Genomic DNA, 19,659 nt, shown 5'->3' on the forward strand with positions numbered 1-19,659 from the left:
ACTTCCATTCCTGGGCTTTATCACAATCTATTCCCGGGAATGTCAATTTATACCTTTTCAGAATTCATTTACAAAATTGCCTTCAGCTCCTGATACAGTCTTTTTGCATAACTGTCCGTCATTCCACAGATATAATCCGTCGCCAGAAGAATTCTTAAATACAATCTGTAATCTTCAGATCTTCCTCTTGCATGATAATGGTACGCTTTTTTATAATTACTGGATATAAAAGATACCATTCTTTCATCAATCGAATTTAACTTCTGTGTCTCGTCATCATACTTTATAACTGCTGCCATAAATCGATCCATCAGATAATCCAGCATTACCGCTTCTGTGACTTCCATACGATAGATCGGTTCTGAGATGAACACTTCACGATATGCCAGATCGCCCAGAAGTTCCATCAGCTCCTGCGCATATGTGCCGAAAAAGAGATCCTTTCGATATTCTCCCCTCATAATCTCGTTATAATGAGAAGTAAACCCATATGTGGCACATCCAATCAAAAATCCCTGAACTTTGACAATCCAGTTTTTCACCGCATACTCTTCCGGATCTTCCACTCTGATCTGGCGGCCTCTGCGATACAATTCTTCCATCTTGTCTGCCGGACGGAATCCACCATTCCCACCATACAATTTTTCTTCCTTTTTCTGAATCTCTGCAAGTTCCTCCAGAAGCTTATGATAACTTAAAAAGCCCTTCACAAACGCATCTTCAATATCTGCCGTCTTATATGCAATATCATCGGCCGCTTCCAGAATAAATGTAAGCGGATGCCGGTTTCGTCCGGCCCCTGTCGTCGTGACAATTTCCCGGAAGATATCCTGATCGGCAAAGTAATATCCCATCTTTCTTTCTTTGATATCGTCAGAATCCGGTCTGATCTCTGTCGATGCAACCGGATATTTGATAATTGTATTCAGCAGTGCATACGTTAGATTCATACCACTTTCATCCACCAGAAAATGCAGCTTCGTCACCAGACGCAGCGCCTGCGCATTTCCTTCAAAATGGTAAAAATCCTCCCGCATCTGCGGTTTTAAAACCTGATCAACCGGCTTTCCATGATATTCCATTAACGAAAGATTCTTCTCAAACCATTCCCTGATAATCTCCTCCCCATAATGTCCAAACGGAGGATTCCCGATATCATGAATGAGCCCTGCACATTGCAGGATACTGCAGATGTCCTCTTTCATCTGCGGAGTGAAACCAGGGTCTTTCTTATATACCAGTATATTTTCTCCGATATTCTGTCCGAGCGATTTTGCAAAGGAAGATACCTCCAGAGAATGTGTCAGTCGTGTGCGGATAAAATCACTCTTATCCAGCGGAAACACCTGCGTTTTATCCTGAAGACGCCGAAAGGAAGCGCTTCCTATAATTCTATGGTAATCTTTTTCAAATTCACTTCGAAGATCTGTATTCTTCGAATATCGACTCCGATTCGTACTCTCTCTATTCCGTTTTGTCGACAATAGTTGCTCCCAGTTCACCCGTTCTCACTCTTTTCTTTTATCTAATCCAGATAGATCGGCGGTTCATAATCCTTTCCAAGAAGCGCTTTCTTTCGCTCCTGATATCCAAGGAATGCCCATTCTGTCATATCTGTCCACTGATGGTTCTCTCTGTCATATACCTGCACGTAGCCGATTCTTGTCGGATGCATTCTGACACTGTTAGATTCGTACTCTTTTCCGGTATATGGATTCCTTTCTCCGACATTCGGATCCTCCTCGTATACCGGCAGTTCCTCCTGCACTTCTTCATCCATCGCTCCCGGTATCGCTTCTGGTTCGGCTCCGGTCATTTCCGTCTCTGTCACGTCTGCATATTCCGGTTCTTCACTCTGCTGTACTTCCGTTTTCTGCAGAACTACATCCTCTGTCTGCTCCTCTGCAGCCGGTTCTCTTTCCGGCTGTTCCTTTTCCGGCTGCTTCTCTGCTTTTTCCACGACTGTCTCTTCCGGTTTTTTCCGACGCATAAAATACGATCTCCAGCCGTGCGGCTTCTTTTCCTCCGGTTTTGGTTCCGGCTTCTGATTCTCTGCCTCAATCGCAGCAATCTCCTCCAGCACTTCTTCTACTGTCGCCTGCGGAGCTTCCTCCTGCATTTCCTCTTCCTGCAGGATATCCTCTTCATACGCTTCTTCCGCATATGACTCTTCCGCGTCATTCCCGACTGTTGATAGCGGCTGTCCATTCTCTATGTCATATCTGTCATTTTCATTCTCCGCAGCATATCCATTCTCTTCCTGTATCGGAATCACTGCTTCTTCTTCGAAATCCTGTGAAATCTCTTCGTATCCGCCTTCATACATGTCTACCAGTTCTCCGACTGTAATGTCTCTCTCCGGTGCTGTCTCATACACTTCTGTTTCCGCTTCATGTATCTCCGGCTCCGGCTTTTCTGCCACTTTCTGCGCTCCGTGAACGGAAGGCGCCTTCTCCTTTTTTTCAGTCGGAGTATCATCGTCCAGAATCGTTAAACGAAAAGAACATCCCAGAATTCCTGCAATCATACGCATATCCTGCTCTTGAAAATTATCTCTGCCCAGTCTCTGTGTCAGATTCTGACGGGACATTTTCTTTCCCGTACTTTTTTCAATCTGTTCTGCGAGTTCCTTAATTGTCATGCCTTTACGGCTTAAGATAATCTTGACCTGTTCACCAAATGTCAAATCCAGCATTGTTCATCCTCCTTATTCAATTATATACTCCCTCATCAGGTTTATTCTTTTGTAAACTTTTTCGTTTCTTCTTAAACCTATCTTTTTCCCATCTATTATTCTAACAAATAGTAAAAAACCAGTCAACCAGAGCCATAACTTTTCTCCCCTTAAGAAGTATGCCTGTCAATATATTTATTTTCAGTCTTTGAATACATGATCTTCTGTTCTTTATACAGACTCTGGTATCCGGAAAGCAGATAACTGACGGATATTACAATACAGAAAAACGGCATTCCGGCAAATCCAAATAATTCAAATGCAATGAGAAGTGAACTGATCGGACTGTTCGTCACTGCACAGAACACGCCCACCATCCCACATGCGGCACAGATATCTGTCGGAAGTCCCAGGAAAACAGATAACGCGGAACCAAGTGTTGCACCGATAAACAGGGACGGAACAATCTCACCGCCTTTGAATCCCGCACACAGAGTCAGGCATGTAAACAGGATCTTAAGAAGAAACATCTCGATACCTGCCGGTTTGTCAAAACTTCCGGCGATGATATCGCCTCCCAGTCCAAGATATGCATCCGTCCCTACAATCAGATACAGCACGATCACCGCTACACCTCCGGCAACAACACGGATATACGGATTAACAAACCACTCCTTCAGGCGTTCCTCAAACCAGTGGAGAAGCACACAAAATACTGCTCCTGCAAATGCAAAAGCTACCGCAAGAAGAATGGCCTTTATCCCCGCAGTACTATAAAACTTCGGTACGTTTTCAACCGGATACGGAGACGTCAGTGTCCGAACTTTCAGCAGAACAGAGATCTGCTGTGCAATAAATGCAGAAAACATACATGGCACAAGTGCGGCATAATACATGACGCCTACACTGATCACTTCCATTGGGAATATCGCAGCAGCCATCGGTGTCCCAAACAGAGCAGCAAATGCCGCACTCATCCCGGCGAGCATTACAATCTTTTTGTCACTTTCATTCAGATGCAGAATTCTTCCGAGCCATCCTCCCAGACTCGCACCAAACTGAAGAGCCGCTCCTTCTCGTCCGGAAGATCCTCCGAACAGATGCGTAATTGCCGTAGACAGCAGTATCAACGGCGCAATTCTCCCCGGTACTGCCTCTTCGCCGGAGCGCACTACCAGAAGCACCATATTCGTTCCTGAATTCTTTCCCTGCCCTGTTATCTTATACAAAAAGACAATCAGAAGTCCACCCACCGGCAGACCGAAGATCATCCATGGATTCATAATACGAAATTCTGTTACCCATGTAATAACATGGGCAAACAGACTGGCAATCGTTCCGATCCCCCCTCCTATGACTACCGAAAAAATCATCCACTTTATCAGTGTTCCAATCAGTATTTTCCATGCCTGCAGCATATGTAAAATCTTATCTGTCATGTTTTCCATCGCTCATTCATTCCTTCTATAACTAAATTATTCTCTTTTCTCATTATATCAAATGTTTTCCTCTTTTCAACGTATTTTATATATTTTGGTAATTTTATATTTTTATAATATTTTATGGTTGACTTTTCTATATTTTTATATAATAATCAATATAAGGATAAACCATTTTTCTTCATAGAATAATCACAGATTGAAAGATGAAACATATAACAATTATCCCGGCACAAGGAGGTCCCGCATGAATATCGATATATTAAAAGCCAGAAAAAAGGAACTCGGTCTTACAAACAGACAGTTGGCAGAGATATCCGGCGTCTCTCTCGGAACGATCAATAAGATCTTCAGCGGCGCAACCCGCTATCCGCAGCTGGACACGATGGACGCACTGATCTCTGCCCTGGGTCTGGATTCTCTGCAGTATCACCCGGACTCTCATGCCGACAGATTGTGTGAATCTATCCCTGCTTATACAGTCAGTCCGAAAAACGGTCATTACACACTGGACGACTACTATGCCCTTCCTGATCGTATACATGCAGAGCTGATAGACGGTTATCTCATTTTTCAGGATCCGCCCACTATCCGGCATCAGGCCATCATAGGTGAACTCTTTTTCCAGATCTATTCTTACATCCGTGAAAAAAAAGGCCCCTGCAAGGTCCTTCTGTCACCGATAGATGTCCGTCTTGACAACGACAATAAGACTATGCTGGAACCTGATCTGATCATTGTCTGTGATCAGAAAAGAATCGAGGAAAAGAGGGTCAACGGTGCCCCTGATTTCGTTGCGGAAGTAGTTTCATCTTCCAGCAGAAAAAGAGATTATCTTGTAAAACTGAACAAATACTGGACAGCAGGAGTACACGAATACTGGATCATCGACCCCGCGCAGGAGCGAGTGTCTGTATATCGGTTCAAAGACGCCGAAGAAGATTTTGACATGAAAACCTACGGATTTTGTGACAGTGTGCCCATCGGTATTTATGAAGATCTGGCAATCGACTTTACAGAATTTGAGCCATAATTATTTTTGCCAAAATTTTCTCAAAACTTTCTGTTTTACTGTACATTTTCTATAAAATAATACCTTTTTAAAAATTTACTATTTACAAATCAATTTTGTCGTGTATAATGAAACCCATCAAAAACAAAGGCGTTTTCCTATATGTGGGAAGCGCCTTTTTTTGATTTTTATCTAAGGAACAAAGGGAGGTAATGCTATGAAAAAACTGGAAATAGTCATCCAGCCGGAAAAGCTCGAAGATTTAAAGTCCATACTGGATGAAAACCATGTAAACGGCCTTATGATAAGTAATATAATGGGATACGGCAACCAGAAAGGTCACAAAAAAGTTTATCGCGGTGCAGAATACAATGTAAATCTTCTGCCAAAGGTAAAAGTGGAAACCGTCGTTGATTCCGGAATTGCCACGGATCTGATTGACAAAATCGTATCGGAAATCCGAACCGGCACGTATGGTGACGGAAAGATCTTTGTATACGAGGTAGAAGATGCCGTTCGTATCCGTACCGGAGAACGGGGAACAGATGCTTTATAAGACAACATCTGTACGGCAGATCACTGATGCACACTACAATTTATATAGAACACCCATCAAAGGAGATAATCACGCAGGCAACAAAGCCAGGATTATCTCCTCTTTTTATTGATATCTAAGGAGGTACTTTTATGGATTTAGCAGCTTTGATTGAAAGTGGAATGGACGTGACAGAAGCGGCCGGACTGCTTATGAATATTATGTGGACAATGATCGGTGCCATTCTGGTATATTTCATGCAGGCTGGTTTTGCAATGTGCGAAGCCGGTTTTACCAGAGCAAAGAACACCGGAAATATCCTGATGAAAAATATGATGGACTTTGTACTCGGAAGTTTATTCTTCTTTGTATTTGGATTCGCACTCATGCACGGAACAGATTTTCACGGTATCATCGGTATCAAAGGATTCTTTAACCCTACATCTCTCGCAGATGCAGACGGAATGATCAACGGCCTTCCAATCGGAGTATTTATGATCTTCCATACCGTTTTCTGTGCGACAGCGGCAACAATTGTATCCGGTTCTATGGCTGAAAGAACAAAATTCGCAGCTTATCTGGCATACAGTGCTGCCATCAGTATCTTCATCTATCCGGTATCCGGACACTGGATCTGGGGCGGCGGTTTCTTATCTGAGTTGGGATTCCACGATTTTGCCGGTTCTACTGCAGTACATATGGTCGGTGGTATCTGCGCACTGGTTGGTGCTAAGATCCTCGGACCTCGTATCGGAAAATACGGAAAAGACGGAAAAGCCAAAGCAATTCCGGGACACAATCTTCCAATTGCGGCTCTCGGTGTATTTATCTTATGGTTCTGCTGGTTCGGATTCAACTGTGGTTCTACCACAGCCGCAACTACAAGCCTTGGCCATATCGCCATGACAACCAACCTCGCAGCCGCAGCCGCAACACTGGTTGCAATGATCGTCACATGGGTACGCTATGGCAAACCGGATGTATCTATGACATTTAATGGTTCTCTTGCAGGTCTGGTTGCAATTACAGCCGGATGTGACGTTGTAAATGAGTGGGAAGCCATCATCATCGGTGCTCTCGCAGGTGCAATCGTTGTCTTCTCTGTTGAAATTATTGACCAGAAGATCAAAATCGATGATCCGGTCGGTGCGATCAGTGTACATGGTGTATGTGGTGCGTTCGGTACCATTCTTACCGGTGTCTTTGGTGATGGATGTAACCTGGGAACCCAGATACTTGGTGTTGCCGCAACTGCAGCTTTTGTATTCGTAATGGCATTCATTGTATTTACAGTGATCAACAAAACAATCGGACTTCGTGTTACCAAAGAAGAAGAAATCGATGGCCTGGACGTTCACGAACATGGCTCCAGCGCATATGCAGATTTCAACTTCCGTATATAATTTTGATAATAACGCAACCCATTTATCGATATATTTCCTCTTAAAGTGAAAAGGAGACTGACGCATAATAAAGATATTAATCTATATTGTGCAGCAGTCTCTCTTTCTTTTATAATAGCCGATTATTCAATTGTACGACCACTTCTTCCTTCATCTTCAATATCCGGCGATCATATGTAAGGATTCCATTCACCTCTTCTTCAACATCCGAAAGCTGTGTGTATACGGTAGCTGACAGACCATTTTTCACGTTCGGAAGAATCTCCTGCTCTATCAGCTTCCGATATCCTTCTGTCAACTCTTCTATGGTTCCGAATGTCCGATAACCATATATCTTTTCATACATCCGATGTCCCGGAAGACCAAGTGAATATCCGCCAAATTCCGTAAGTGCCGCTACTCTCTTCTCCGGCACGATTTTCAATGGGAAAAAATAATCATGAATACTGTGGATATCCCCTCCACCCTGATCAAACCAGCCGCTTGCCTGGTCGATCAGTCTGGTATGATCTTCTCTTTCTGCTTCCCGCGTAACCTCCTGTGCATAAAACTGTCCCCATCCTTCATTGAACAGAACCCAGGTTACGATTGACGGATGATTATACAGATGACGGATCGTCTGTTTCATTTCTTCCAGAAACTGGATTCTGCTTTCTTCTTCCCGTCTTCCAAGAAGCCTTAGTGTTGAATCTTTTCTTTTTATATGGAAGAATTCCATTGCAGTCGCCAGATAGGTCACATACCAGTGGCGATAGCTCTGACCTCCATTTACCATATCCTGCCACACCAGCATTCCCAGACGGTCACAATGATAATACCATCTTTGCGGCTCAATCTTTACATGCTTTCTCAGCATATTAAATCCCAGCTCTTTCATCTTCCGGATATCATAGATCATCGCCTCATCACAGGGCGGTGTATACAAACCATCCGGCCAGTATCCCTGATCCAGTACTCCTTTTTGAAAGTATGGTCGATGATTCAGACACATTCTTGGAATTCCATTTTCATCCTCTTCCACACTGATGTGCCGCATCGCTGCATAACTCTCAACCCGATCCTCTCCCATACAGACCTCTATCTGATACAGATAAGGATCTTCCGGACTCCAGCTGTGCATATCAGGAATCGCAATCTCCAGATCGGTTCCTGTATATCCGGCTGTCCGAATCGGCTGCATCTCTTCTGTGTAGATTACTGCTTCGACAGGTTCCTTTTTCTCCGGATAAGAGGATGTTACATGGATCCTGAGCTTACCTTCATCGTACAGAGGAGTATTTTCCAGATTACAGATATAATGCTCCGGCACCTGTTCCATCCAGACAGTCTGCCAGATCCCGCTCTGCGCCGTATAGAACATCCCACCCTTTTTCAGCTTCTGTTTCCCTCTGCTGTAAAAACAGGTATCCGAATAATCTCTCACCATCACGATCAATTCGTCCATCTGTCCCGTCATCTTTTCTGTAATATCCACTGAAAACGGAAGATATCCTCCCAGATGTCCGGCAAGAAATTTTCCGTTCAGATAGACTGCCGCATACTGATCCACCGCGCCAAAATGCAGCAGCCATCTCTTCCCTTCTGTCTTTTCTACAGTCTTCGGCAGTGTCCTTCGATACCACAGATACTCCTGCGGCTTTAACTGTCTTTCCACTCCGGATAGAAAGGATTCCGGAGAAAATGGCACCAGGATCGTACCGTCATATTTTTCAGGAATTTTTTTGGTATCCGTAATCACATATTCCCATAATCCATTCAGATTGACATAACTGTCCCGCTTCATCAGCGGTCTTGGATATTCTTCCCACACATGCTTTGGATCTATCTGTGAGGTCCACATCGTCTCCAGCTGCTTCATACCATCCACCTCTTCCTTCTTATCCAGAATACGTTCCGGAAATTACAGCACCAGAACATGGATCCCGGGATCTATGTCTGCATCCGTCGAACATACTGCAATTCTTGCCCGATTCCCCGCATCTGCATATTCTCTGCAATAATATTTTTCCGGATATTCACGGGGTTTTTTCAAAAGCTTCGGGATCCCCTGCTCATCCCAGCAAAACGCATACGTACGTGTATCCAATGCCATGCCTTTTCTCGTCGCTTTCATAAAGCTTTCTTTTAATACCCAGTAACGATAGAACATCTCTTTTTGTTTTTCCGAGTCCGGTATTTCCACAATATGACGATACTCTTCCTCACAGAAAAACCGTCTGGCAACCGAAAGCTTCATATCTCCGATCATTTCCACATCGCATCCGACCATCTGCCCCGGTTCATCACTGAAGGAACACAATGCATAGTTTCCCGAGTGCGAAAGATTAAATACACATGTCTCCCCCAGTCCTTCTGTCTCCTTCACATATTCCCACAATGTCCAGGCACCTATACTTCTTGCCCTGTCCTGTGCCATCCGGAAGCGTTTTGCTTTTTCCTGACGCCAAAGCGGAACATTTTCATAATATTTCTGATACGTTTCTTCTATTAATAAGGGGGTTATATCTGTAATCCAGGTTCTTACCATATATATGACCTCCGGTTTATTTCATTACAATAACCTTTCTCAAATTTTTCATAAAAAGTGTTGACATCTATTTTTTATTGCGTTAGTATTACATTAGTTTCGCACGTTAAAGTTCTACAGTGCGAATATGCCGCAGTTTCATTACCATTTTAAATGAAATCTACTATTATTATACATATTTCCAAGGAGGATTACCAGTTATGATTATCGTATTGAAACCACGCACTACCCACGAAGATGTCTCTCGTGTCGAAAATATGATCAAAAGACGCGGACTTGATACCCATGTTGTAGAAGGTCAGGAAATGACCATTATCGGCTGTATCGGAGACACATCCAAGATCGACCCAAAGTTATTCGAAGTCGATCATTCCGTAGTTAAGGTTATGCATGTTCAGGAACCTTATAAACTTGCCAACCGTGCTTTTCATCCCGAAGATTCCATCGTTGATGTATCCGGAGTAAAGATCGGCGGCGGTAATCTCGCAATGATCGCAGGTCCATGTTCTGTAGAAACTCTGGATCAGGTAATGGAGATTGCAAAAGCAGCCAAAGCAGCCGGCGCCAACCTGTTAAGAGGCGGTGCTTTCAAGCCAAGAACCAGTCCTTACTCTTTCCAGGGACTTGGTCTTGACGGCCTTGATATCTTATGCGAAGTCAGAAAAGAGGTTGGGCTTCCAATCGTTACAGAGCTGATGTCTCCGGACTATCTGGATATCTTCAATGAAAAAGTAGACCTGATTCAGATTGGAGCACGTAATATGCAGAACTTCGATCTGTTAAAACAGTTAGGACAGTTAGACCGCCCGATTCTCTTAAAACGAGGATTAAATGCTACTTATGAAGAGTGGATCATGTCAGCCGAATACATCATGGCTTCCGGTAATGAAAACGTCATCCTCTGTGAACGCGGTATCCGAACCTTTGAATCTTATACCCGAAACACACTGGATCTTCAGAGCATTCCGGTATTAAAGAGACTTACACACCTTCCTGTCATTGTAGATCCAAGCCATGCAGGCGGAAAGTGGTGGCTGGTAGATTCCATGGCTATGGCAGCTGTCGCTGCAGGTGCAGATGGACTTATGGTTGAAGTTCATAACAATCCGGAATGTGCACTCTGCGACGGAGCACAGTCTCTGAAGCCGGAAAAATACAGTGAGTTGGTAAAGAAAATATCCCAGATTGCAACGGTAGTCGGGAAATCCTTATAGAGAGCGGGCCATAACTTATGAAACTTACAGTCAATCTCGGAAAAGACAGTTATCCTATATATATTGAAAATCATATCCTGGATCGCGCAGTTTCCTATATTACACAAATATTTTCCGGAAAGAGGATCATGATCGTCTCCGACGATCATGTCTTTCCTCTGTACGGAGAACAGTTGGTTTCTAACCTGTCAGGAACCTACGAATGTCATCATCTGATTCTTCCTCATGGAGAATCGACCAAAGACTTTCAGACCCTTCCGACCGTGTACAAAGCACTCCTGGACGCGAAACTGTCCAGAAGCGATCTGATCATTGCACTGGGTGGCGGTGTAATCGGCGATCTGACAGGATTTGCGGCAGCCACTTATCTGCGCGGCGTAAAGCTTGTACAGATTCCGACGTCTCTGCTCGCACAGGTCGATTCCTCTGTCGGCGGCAAAGTTGCCGTAGACCTTCCGCAGGGCAAGAATCTGGTCGGAGCTTTTTACCAGCCTTCCCTGGTTCTGATCGACCCGCTTGTTCTGAATAGTTTAAATGAGCGTTTTATTCATGACGGCATGGGCGAAGTCATCAAATATGGATGTATCTGGGATGCCGAATTATTCCGGACACTGGCTTCTCACAGTTCCTTTGAAGATCTCAAAGAAGAACTGCCATCCATCATCTGCCGCTGCGTAGACATCAAACGTATTGTAGTCGAACACGATCAGTTTGATACCGGCGAACGTATGCTGCTGAATTTCGGACATACACTCGCCCACACCATTGAACAACAATTTCAATATCAGAGAGAAAGCCACGGCGAGGCTGTGTCTATCGGAATGTATCAGATTACACGTCTTGCAGAGGAACAAGGTCTCACTGCTTCCGGAACCTCCGGGAAGATCCTCGATGTTCTGGAACGCTACGAACTCCCTCATGAATGTGGGCTTCCACTCGGAACCCTGACAGAAGCAATCTCTCTGGATAAAAAAAATCTCAACAATCACCTGAACATTGTACTGCTGCACGAGATCGGCGACAGCTACATCAAGCCTGCCTCCATCCAGTTCTTTGCAGACAACACACGTATGGTATAACAACACAATTTGGAGGAGCAATCTATTATGAAAAAATTAGAAGGAAAAATCGCAATCGTAACCGGCGCCGGAAAGGGCATCGGCAGGGATGCGGCACTTGCCATCGCTGCTGAGGGTGCAACCGTTGTTGCCGTCGCAAGAACACAGTCTGATCTGGATCAAACGGTAAACATGATAAAAGAAAACGGCGGAAATGCCATCTCTCTGTCTCACGACCTCACCATAGAAGAAGAGGTAAAGGCCATGGCAGATACCGTCCTTGAAAAATACGGAAGAATCGACATTCTCGTAAATAATGCCGGTGGATATCCGAAAGAAATCTATAAAAATATTAAACATCAGGCGATCAAGCTCTGGGACTGGACCGAAGAGCAGTGGGATCAGATCATTAAGACCAACATAAAGATCCCCTTCCTGTGCTTTAAAACCATCCTTCCTACCATGATCGCTCAGAAAAGCGGGCGAGTAGTCAGCGTATCCTCCCGAATGGGCCGGATCGCTTCCCAGATGGGTGCTTACTCTGTAGCTAAGGGGGCCATCGTGACCATGACCAAGACTGCAGCGATCCAGACCCAGGAATACGGCATTCAGGTAAATGCCATAGCACCGGGTATGGTAGACACTCCGGGGCAACGCGTTTACAATCACTCTGTCGGCCAGGACGGAGCGAAGATGGGAAGTTCCGCAGATGTTGCAAAAGGTATTGTATATCTGTTAGCCGATGCACCGGATGTCATGACCGGTCAGTGTATCGATCTCTTTACCACTGTATAGTGATAAAAAAGGGACGGGGAATTTTTAAAAATTCCCCGTCCCTTTTTTATCGCATTAACGCGCGAAATCACTCGTTCAATATTTGTTAACAAATCGTTCGTATTTTTATCACGCTTTCATCACAATTATTCTTTATACTTATAATTGTTCGAAAGAACAAATTAAATCTTTTTCATAACTTTTTCCTCAGGGCTGCACTCCTCCCAAACAATGCAGTCCTTTTTAATGCAAAAATATCTGTCTGTTTTTACAGATCTTCGCAGGCTCTGCGCTCTACATCCAGGCCTTTTTTGTATCTTTCCATAAATACTTCGTACCCTGCTACACCTTCCGGATCCGGATCAATTCTTGAGCCGGCATCTGCGCCAAAGACTTTCTGGTTCAGATAATCGCCCAGTGCTTCACCATTTTCTTTTTGTACCATATATGCAGCCAGGATTGCCATTCCCCACGGTCCGCCTTCTCCAGCCGTCTCCATGACAACAACCGGCGTGTTGATCGCATCTGCCAGAACTTTCTGACCTACACCTCTGGTCTTGAAAAGTCCGCCGTGTCCCAGAACGGTATCAATCTCAACGCCTTCTTCTTTTGTAAGAATATCCATACCCACTTTGATGACACCCAGAGAAGTATACAGATGAGAACGCATAAAGTTTGCCAGATTGAACTTTGTTTCCGGTGTTCTCACCACCATCGGTCTTCCTTTTTCCACACCCGTAATCGGCTCTCCTGCATAGTTGCCGTAAGAAAGGATTCCTCCGCAGTCAACATCGCCTTCCAGCGCCTTATTGTAAAGCGTTGCATACATCTTGTCCATATCCACATCTGCACCAATACTGTCTGCAAATTCTTTAAACAGTCCTACCCAGGCATTCAGATCCGTTGTTCCGTTGTTCGAATGAACCATTGCAACCAGACTTCCGTCCGGAGTCGTAACCATATCAATCTCCGTATGCAGCTTTTTCAGAGGCTTCTCCAGCACTACCATGGAGAAGAATGAAGTTCCCGCGGAAATATTACTGGTACGTTTGGCAACGCTGTTGGTAGCCACCATTCCTGTTCCTGCATCTCCTTCCGGTGCACAGACCGGAATACCCGCTTCCAGATTACCGGATTCATCCAGCATGCGGGCTCCTTTTTCTGTCAGTACTCCTGCCGGTTCTCCGGCAAGTTTTACCTGCGGCAGGATATCTCTTAACTTCCATGGATAGTTTTTATCAGCCACCAGATTATCAAACTTCTGAACCATCTCTTCATCATAATCCTTTGTGGCCATATCAATCGGGAACATGCCTGACGCATCTCCGACTCCCAGAACCTTTTCTCCTGTCATCTGCCAGTGAATATATCCGGCAAGAGTCGTCATGTATGCAATATCCTTTACATGCTCTGCCTCATCCAGAATTGCCTGATACAGATGCGCAATGCTCCATCTCAGTGGAATATTATACTGGAACAGGTCGATCAGCACCTCTGCTGCCGCTCCCGTATTGCTGTTTCTCCATGTAGCAAATGGCGCAAGAAGATTTTCCTCCCTGTCAAATGCCATATATCCGTGCATCATGGCACTGAAACCGATTGCTCCAAGCTTTTTAATGGTAACTCCATATTCCTCCTGCACATTCTTTGCAAGATCCCGGTAGCTGTCCTTTACTCCTGCCCAGATGTCATCCAGTGTATATGTCCAGATTCCGTTTTCAAACCGATTCTCCCAGCTGTGACTTCCGGATGCAATCGGATTATGATTTTCATCAATCAGTACGGACTTGATTCTGGTAGATCCCAGTTCAATTCCCAAAAACGCTTTTCCACTCTCAATCACTTCTTTTACATTGCTCATATCTGTTTTCCTCCTGTTGTCTTCGATATGAATTATTTGCCCGGCTGACCGTAATAAGCATTCTCACCATGCTTTCTGTAATAGTGCTTATCCTGCAGTTCCTGTGGTGCCGGCTGATTCTGCGGATTGATCATCTCGCAGCGCGCCGCCATCTTCGCAACCTCTTCCAGTACAACTGCATTATGAACAGCCTCATGTGCATCTTTTCCCCAGGTAAACGGGCCATGGTTTTTGCAGAGCACTGCCGGTGTGGCAATATAGTCCAACCCCTTCTGCTCAAAATCATCTGCGATCAGAATACCTGTATTCTTCTCATATGCTTCCTCAATCTCTTCTTTTGTAAGATTTCTCACACACGGAACCTCTCCATACAGATAATCCGCATGCGTCGTACCATAACACGGAATACCTCTTCCTGCCTGCGCCCAGCTGGTAGCCCATGAAGAATGTGTATGGACGATGCCACCGACATTTGGAAATCGGTTATAAAGCACCACGTGAGTTGCCGTGTCAGATGACGGATTATATTCACCTTCTACTTTATTTCCATTCAGATCCATAACGACCATATCTTCCGGTTTCAGTCTGTCATATTCCACTCCACTTGGTTTAATGACAAATAATCCTGATTCCCGATCGATCCCGCTTACATTGCCCCAGGTAAACGTTACCAGACCATACTTTGGAAGAAGCATATTGGCTTCATATACTTCCTGTTTTAATTTTTCAAGCATCTTCTCTACCTCTTTCTTCACACTAAAATCTTCTGTGATACCGTTTCTGTTTCTCTATACTTCTGACTACCTGCGAAATGCTATGCTGTTCCAAAGAAGCTCATTCTTAAACTGTCTGATCGTCGTATCTTTATCAATGTAAACTGCTTCAATTCCCATCGCTGCAGCCCAGTCTCCCATCTGTTCGGAAGTCAGGTCATAAGAGAATGCCGTATGATGTGCTCCGCCTGCCAGAATCCATGCCTCTGCGCCTGTTCTGAGATTCGGCTGCGGTGTCCAGAATGCAGTCGCTACCGGAAGCTTCGGCATCGGTTTTTCTGTCTTCTTACAATCCACATCATTGATGATCAGCCGGAATCTGTCACCAAGGTCGATCAGAGAGGTCGCAACTGCAGGCCCTGTCTTGGATGTAAATACAAGTCTTGCAGGGTCTTCTCTATTACCCATGCTGAGCGGCTGTGCCTTGATGCTGATCTTACCGTCTGCGATCGTTGGGCATACTTCCAGCATATGCGCCTGCAGGATTCCTTCCTTACCCGGCACCAGATTATAAGTATAATCTTCCATAAAGGATGTTCCTTTCGCATCTTTCATGCCCTGTGTCATGATCTTCATCACACGTACCATTGCAGCAGTCTTCCAGTCTCCTTCTGCTCCGAATCCATATCCCTTTTCCATCAGCCTCTGGATTGCAAGTCCCGGAAGCTGCCTGAGTCCGCCAAGATCACCAAAATGTGTTACGATTGCCTGATAGTTCTTTTCCTCCAGGAATCTCTCAAATCCGATCTCAATCCCCGCCTGAACGGCAACATGTTCACGGAATTCTTTCTCATCTCTGCCTTCCGGAAGAATCTCATATTTATCATAATATTCTTCCACCAGAGTGTCAATATCAGCCTGAGATACGGCATTTACTGCTTCTACGATCTCATTGACCGGATATGCATCCACTTCCCATCCAAATATGATCTGAGCCTCTACTTTATCACCTTCGGTTACCGCTACATTTCTCATATTGTCTGCAATACGCATAACGCGCACATGACTGCTTTCGATCACCCCAACCGCGGTACGCATCCAGGAGCCAATCTTCTTCTGCACATCTTCATCTTCCCAGTATCCCATAACCACCTTGCGCTCCATACTGAGACGGCTGAAGATATGACCATACTCTCTGTCCCCGTGTGCCGCCTGGTTCTCATTCATGAAATCCATATCAATGGTATCGTACGGAATCTCGCGATTAAACTGTGTATGCAGATGAAGCAGTGGCTTTCTGTATTCCTGCAGTCCTAAGATCCAGGACTTCGCAGGGGAAAATGTATGCATCCATGTGATCACACCCGCACAGTTCTCATCCATATTTGCCTCATTAAACGTTTTCCTGATCAGTTCATTCGTGATCAGAGTCGGTTTCCATACCACTTCATACGGAAGATTCCCTGATGCATTCAGCGCTTCCACGATAATCTTTGAATGTTCTGCTACATGTGCCAGACACTCGTCCCCATATAAATCCTGTGATCCTGTACAAAACCAGAACTGATAATTCTTTGCTTTTAACATATTCGTCTCTCCTTTACATTTTCCTGAATACAACAATACGTGCGTGTTACTTTTTTTCATTATAAGAAAATGCTTCTCCCTCCTGCAATTTCATAACTCTGCCGCTTTTGCAAAAAAGTTACCTATTCCGACCTGTAACCCGTTTTCACTGCTCATAAATATGTTATAATCAAGCTATACAAGGACTCACCGAAGAGTCTTAACGAAAGGGGGATGCGATCTTGACTTTATCTGAATTATGCCGCCGGATCACCACGGATGACTGCAATCTGCTGCCACCGGATCATAAACTCGGATCCCGCCTTGTCTGCCCGGAATACTCCAGATCGGTGCAGGAGGTGAAAACCTACCCGCTGCTTTCACAGGAGCGTATCTTTGCTCTGTGCTGGAGCATTGATTCCTCAAAGGTTCTGCACGCCTCCATGTGTCCTTCACCTGCTCCTTTCTGCTATCAGCTGTCTTTTTCTTCCGGTGAGAAGACACAGCTTCACACTCACGATTATATCGAACTGGCCTACGTTGCAGAGGGCGAATTCCGCCAGCGGATCCTGGGAAAAGACATCGTATTTTCCAGAGGTGATCTCTGTCTGATCGACAAAAACTGTCTTCATCAGGACTACCTGCTGGATCTGCCTGCAACGATTTTGTTTCTTGGGATTGACAATCAGATGTTCACAGAAGTCATGAACGAGAATGTAACGACTCAGAAAATCATTTCCTTCCTCCAGGCCGCCTTGCTGAAGCAGAAAGATGTGCAGCAGTACCTGCATTTCCATCCATCTGCCGATGATGCAGATGAACTGGAAGACTGCCTGTATCTGCTGCTGAAAGAACTGTATCACAATCGTGTTGGATCACACTATATCTGCAAGGGGCTGCTGCTGCGCATCTTCCGGATTCTGAGCACCCGGTATGAATTCTCCCTTTCCAGAGAACAGCGAAAGACCATGAACTGGATTGTCTTTGAAGAAGTTGCGGAGTACATTCAGCGTAATTTTACCGACGTAACCATCCGGGATCTCACGAATACGTTTCATTATCAGGAAGATTACTTCAACCGACTGATCAAAAGTAAGACCGGACTTACCTATTCCGCGTACGTTCAGAACATCCGACTTGAGAAAGCCGCACAGCTTCTGACCGAATCTGCCAAAAGCATCGATGAAATTTCTGATATTGTCGGCTACCATAATAAAGGATATTTTTATAAAATCTTTCAGGAAAAATACGGTATGACCCCTTCCAAATACCGGAAACAGGGACATTAGCCGCGGCTCTTCGTTTCTGCTACCCACGCAGCGTAGCAATCAGCCTCTTTTCATGCAGGAGCAGATCCAGCCCCTCCTCCATGGACCGCACACAGATATCGGCTTCCATGGCAAGCTTTCCATACATGCCTTCTGCGTCCATCACTGCAATCGAAAGAGCCGCCGAGCGGAACATCAGAATATCATTTCTTCCGTTTCCTACACAGACACACGTTTCATTTTCCAATTCATCCACAATCCTCTTTTTGGAACCAGCTGCATCCTCCGAGGGAAATGTACAGACATTTACCGGCAGTCCCTCACAGGAAGCCTTTGCATTTCCATGCGTATCCGCAGTAACAACGCAGATCTGAAATTCCTTTGCCAGTCTCCTCAGTTTCTCCTTTATCCTCTCCGGTATTCTGCCGTCTACCGCAATCGTCCCATTATAATCCAGTATCAGATACTTCAGATTCAATTCTCCGTATCCCGGGATCTCAACTTTCATATTTTGTCACTCCTTTCTCTGATTCTCAATAACATTTTCTTTTGCATAAAAGATATGGTTTCTCATCTGATATAATATTAACACAGTATATTCCAATTCATATATTGATTCTTGGCCTTTTTTATAATATTATATAGTTATGATTTATATTATATATATCAACGTTTTATACAAGGAGTCGGGACATGGGCGAAATTGATTTCTCAAAAGTAGGATTAAAAATGAAACAGCTAAGAAATGAGAGAGGCATCACCCAGGAGCAGGTTGCCAGAGATCTTGAATGTACTGTTCCATTTGTCAGCAACGTGGAGAATAACCGCGCAAAGCTGAATCTTAGAGTTCTGCTTTATTACTCTAAGCTTTGTAATGTGTCTGTTGATACGATTCTGGACGCCGGAAGAGACCTTCCTCCTCTGAGCGAAAAAGAACAGCAGCAGAATGATGAACTCCTCAGCATTTTCCGCAGATTTTCTGTGGACGAAAAAGAAAAAATCATTAAAACACTAAGAATCTGGCAGGAAGATTAACTTCCTGCCAGATCTGTCTTTTTTATATTCTCTATTTTTCTTTTAAATGAAGAATTCTCTGATTGCTGCTTCCGCGGAACACGAGCGTTATATCCTTCAGCTCTTCTACAAATTTGCCATCTACCAGAACATCTATATAAGAAAGCATCTCTTCCGTTACCTCTGTATAGACCTTTCCTCCCGGAATCATATCCACATCATACAGGTACCCACTATAGCACCAGATGTCTTTCTTCGGATACGTTTCACGGATCCGTTTTAACAGCTTTACAAGCTCTACCTGATTCTCCGGTTCAAAAGGTTCTCCTCCCAGAAGCGTAAATCCCTGTATAAAACCCGGTTCCAGCAGACGGATGATCTCTTCTTCCGTTTCCTTTGTATATGGTTTACCATACTGAAAATCCCATGTCTCCGAATTAAAGCATCCCTTACAGTGGTGCCGGCATCCGGATACAAACAGACTGACACGCACGCCCGGTCCGTCCGCAATATCACATTCTTTTATATTTCCGTAATGCATAGACTCCCTCCTTTTCAGTTTCTGTAACCTGTCATGATCCGTCACCATTCGTCACAAAGA

General features: G+C 44.6%; 18 protein-coding genes. 8 read left to right on the forward strand and 10 right to left on the reverse strand.

The genetic code is table 11. The features are described from left to right. Positions 1-68: 68 nt before the first annotated feature. The 3 genes from ABE547_RS07655 to ABE547_RS07665 form a co-directional block, all read right to left on the reverse strand. Positions 69-1,502 (reverse strand): deoxyguanosinetriphosphate triphosphohydrolase, encoded by a 1,434-nt coding sequence (locus ABE547_RS07655; protein ID WP_347378222.1) that lies wholly within the window; start codon positions 1,500-1,502, stop codon positions 69-71. A 23-nt stretch (positions 1,503-1,525) separates the two neighbouring features. After that, positions 1,526-2,695 carry a hypothetical protein gene (locus ABE547_RS07660; RefSeq protein WP_347378223.1) on the reverse strand — a complete coding sequence of 390 codons (1,170 nt, stop codon included), beginning with the start codon at positions 2,693-2,695 and terminating at the stop codon, positions 1,526-1,528. Between the two features lie 149 nt (positions 2,696-2,844). Then, complete coding sequence (locus ABE547_RS07665) at positions 2,845-4,122, reverse strand: chloride channel protein (protein WP_347378224.1); 1,278 nt, start codon at positions 4,120-4,122, stop codon at positions 2,845-2,847. 238 nt (positions 4,123-4,360) lie between these two features. On the opposite strand from ABE547_RS07665, the gene ABE547_RS07670 reads away from it, so the two are divergent. The 3 genes from ABE547_RS07670 to ABE547_RS07680 all read left to right on the forward strand — a co-directional run bounded on the left by ABE547_RS07670 (position 4,361) and on the right by ABE547_RS07680 (position 7,063). Then, on the forward strand, positions 4,361-5,146 hold the full coding sequence (locus ABE547_RS07670; protein ID WP_347378225.1) for a Uma2 family endonuclease: 786 nt from the start codon (positions 4,361-4,363) through the stop codon (positions 5,144-5,146). A 196-nt stretch (positions 5,147-5,342) separates the two neighbouring features. Next, positions 5,343-5,681, forward strand: coding sequence for a P-II family nitrogen regulator (locus ABE547_RS07675; RefSeq protein ID WP_347378226.1), 339 nt, complete (start codon positions 5,343-5,345; stop codon positions 5,679-5,681). A gap of 131 nt (positions 5,682-5,812) precedes the next feature. Next, a complete protein-coding gene (locus ABE547_RS07680) occupies positions 5,813-7,063 on the forward strand; it encodes an ammonium transporter (RefSeq protein WP_347378227.1) in 1,251 nt (416 codons plus the stop codon). 109 nt (positions 7,064-7,172) lie between these two features. On the opposite strand, the gene ABE547_RS07685 is transcribed toward ABE547_RS07680, so the two are convergent. Both ABE547_RS07685 and ABE547_RS07690 read right to left on the reverse strand, forming a co-directional pair. Continuing rightward, positions 7,173-8,921, reverse strand: coding sequence for a glycoside hydrolase family 2 TIM barrel-domain containing protein (locus ABE547_RS07685; RefSeq protein WP_347378228.1), 1,749 nt, complete (start codon positions 8,919-8,921; stop codon positions 7,173-7,175). 42 nt (positions 8,922-8,963) lie between these two features. Then, positions 8,964-9,590, reverse strand: a complete 627-nt coding sequence (locus ABE547_RS07690; protein WP_347378229.1) for a 4'-phosphopantetheinyl transferase superfamily protein — start codon at positions 9,588-9,590, stop codon at positions 8,964-8,966. 200 nt (positions 9,591-9,790) lie between these two features. Between ABE547_RS07690 and aroF the strand changes: the two genes are divergently transcribed. From aroF to ABE547_RS07705, 3 genes are read left to right on the forward strand one after another with little or no spacing between them, the layout of a single operon-like run. Beyond that, a complete protein-coding gene (gene aroF, locus ABE547_RS07695) occupies positions 9,791-10,804 on the forward strand; it encodes a 3-deoxy-7-phosphoheptulonate synthase (protein ID WP_347378230.1) in 1,014 nt (337 codons plus the stop codon). A gap of 17 nt (positions 10,805-10,821) precedes the next feature. After that, positions 10,822-11,883, forward strand: coding sequence for a 3-dehydroquinate synthase (gene aroB, locus ABE547_RS07700; protein ID WP_347378231.1), 1,062 nt, complete (start codon positions 10,822-10,824; stop codon positions 11,881-11,883). A 27-nt stretch (positions 11,884-11,910) separates the two neighbouring features. Continuing rightward, complete coding sequence (locus ABE547_RS07705; protein WP_347378232.1) at positions 11,911-12,657, forward strand: SDR family NAD(P)-dependent oxidoreductase; 747 nt, start codon at positions 11,911-11,913, stop codon at positions 12,655-12,657. A 247-nt stretch (positions 12,658-12,904) separates the two neighbouring features. Here the strand turns inward: ABE547_RS07705 and ABE547_RS07710 are convergent, their stop codons facing one another. The 3 genes from ABE547_RS07710 to araA all read right to left on the reverse strand — a co-directional run bounded on the left by ABE547_RS07710 (position 12,905) and on the right by araA (position 16,797). Then, positions 12,905-14,497 (reverse strand): FGGY-family carbohydrate kinase, encoded by a 1,593-nt coding sequence (locus tag ABE547_RS07710; protein WP_347378233.1) that lies wholly within the window; start codon positions 14,495-14,497, stop codon positions 12,905-12,907. A 32-nt stretch (positions 14,498-14,529) separates the two neighbouring features. Continuing rightward, entirely contained in the window at positions 14,530-15,231 is a 702-nt protein-coding gene (locus tag ABE547_RS07715; RefSeq protein WP_347378330.1) for an L-ribulose-5-phosphate 4-epimerase, read from the reverse strand. Between the two features lie 66 nt (positions 15,232-15,297). Next, complete coding sequence (gene araA, locus ABE547_RS07720; RefSeq protein ID WP_347378234.1) at positions 15,298-16,797, reverse strand: L-arabinose isomerase; 1,500 nt, start codon at positions 16,795-16,797, stop codon at positions 15,298-15,300. Between the two features lie 221 nt (positions 16,798-17,018). Here araA and ABE547_RS07725 point away from each other — a divergent pair, with 221 nt between their 5' ends. Continuing rightward, the gene (locus ABE547_RS07725) at positions 17,019-18,065 is read left to right on the forward strand and encodes an AraC family transcriptional regulator (RefSeq protein ID WP_347378235.1); all 1,047 of its coding nucleotides are present in this window, start codon (positions 17,019-17,021) and stop codon (positions 18,063-18,065) included. A 19-nt stretch (positions 18,066-18,084) separates the two neighbouring features. Here ABE547_RS07725 and ABE547_RS07730 read toward each other — a convergent pair whose 3' ends face one another. Then, the gene (locus tag ABE547_RS07730; RefSeq protein ID WP_347378236.1) at positions 18,085-18,552 is read right to left on the reverse strand and encodes an ATPase P; all 468 of its coding nucleotides are present in this window, start codon (positions 18,550-18,552) and stop codon (positions 18,085-18,087) included. Between the two features lie 185 nt (positions 18,553-18,737). Between ABE547_RS07730 and ABE547_RS07735 the strand changes: the two genes are divergently transcribed. Then, positions 18,738-19,079: a helix-turn-helix transcriptional regulator gene (locus ABE547_RS07735; protein ID WP_347378237.1), complete on the forward strand. Its 342-nt coding sequence runs from the start codon at positions 18,738-18,740 to the stop codon at positions 19,077-19,079. Between the two features lie 31 nt (positions 19,080-19,110). Here ABE547_RS07735 and nrdG read toward each other — a convergent pair whose 3' ends face one another. Further along, the gene (nrdG, locus tag ABE547_RS07740; RefSeq protein ID WP_347378238.1) at positions 19,111-19,599 is read right to left on the reverse strand and encodes an anaerobic ribonucleoside-triphosphate reductase activating protein; all 489 of its coding nucleotides are present in this window, start codon (positions 19,597-19,599) and stop codon (positions 19,111-19,113) included. Positions 19,600-19,659: the final 60 nt, after the last annotated feature.

The organism is Dorea sp. YH-dor226 (genome assembly GCF_039832105.1).
Lineage (GTDB): Bacteria > Bacillota > Clostridia > Lachnospirales > Lachnospiraceae > Dorea_A.

Coding starts and splice junctions, on each gene's coding strand:
- ABE547_RS07660 (WP_347378223.1), bottom strand. CDS start 2,695: ATGCTGGATTTGACATTTGGTGAACAGGTCAAGATTATCTTAAGCCGT.
- ABE547_RS07665 (WP_347378224.1), bottom strand. CDS start 4,122: ATGGAAAACATGACAGATAAGATTTTACATATGCTGCAGGCATGGAAA.
- ABE547_RS07670 (WP_347378225.1), top strand. CDS start 4,361: ATGAATATCGATATATTAAAAGCCAGAAAAAAGGAACTCGGTCTTACA.
- ABE547_RS07675 (WP_347378226.1), top strand. CDS start 5,343: ATGAAAAAACTGGAAATAGTCATCCAGCCGGAAAAGCTCGAAGATTTA.
- ABE547_RS07680 (WP_347378227.1), top strand. CDS start 5,813: ATGGATTTAGCAGCTTTGATTGAAAGTGGAATGGACGTGACAGAAGCG.
- ABE547_RS07685 (WP_347378228.1), bottom strand. CDS start 8,921: ATGAAGCAGCTGGAGACGATGTGGACCTCACAGATAGATCCAAAGCAT.
- ABE547_RS07690 (WP_347378229.1), bottom strand. CDS start 9,590: ATGGTAAGAACCTGGATTACAGATATAACCCCCTTATTAATAGAAGAA.
- aroF (WP_347378230.1), top strand. CDS start 9,791: ATGATTATCGTATTGAAACCACGCACTACCCACGAAGATGTCTCTCGT.
- aroB (WP_347378231.1), top strand. CDS start 10,822: ATGAAACTTACAGTCAATCTCGGAAAAGACAGTTATCCTATATATATT.
- ABE547_RS07705 (WP_347378232.1), top strand. CDS start 11,911: ATGAAAAAATTAGAAGGAAAAATCGCAATCGTAACCGGCGCCGGAAAG.
- ABE547_RS07710 (WP_347378233.1), bottom strand. CDS start 14,497: ATGAGCAATGTAAAAGAAGTGATTGAGAGTGGAAAAGCGTTTTTGGGA.
- ABE547_RS07715 (WP_347378330.1), bottom strand. CDS start 15,231: ATGCTTGAAAAATTAAAACAGGAAGTATATGAAGCCAATATGCTTCTT.
- araA (WP_347378234.1), bottom strand. CDS start 16,797: ATGTTAAAAGCAAAGAATTATCAGTTCTGGTTTTGTACAGGATCACAG.
- ABE547_RS07730 (WP_347378236.1), bottom strand. CDS start 18,552: ATGAAAGTTGAGATCCCGGGATACGGAGAATTGAATCTGAAGTATCTG.
- ABE547_RS07735 (WP_347378237.1), top strand. CDS start 18,738: ATGGGCGAAATTGATTTCTCAAAAGTAGGATTAAAAATGAAACAGCTA.
- nrdG (WP_347378238.1), bottom strand. CDS start 19,599: ATGCATTACGGAAATATAAAAGAATGTGATATTGCGGACGGACCGGGC.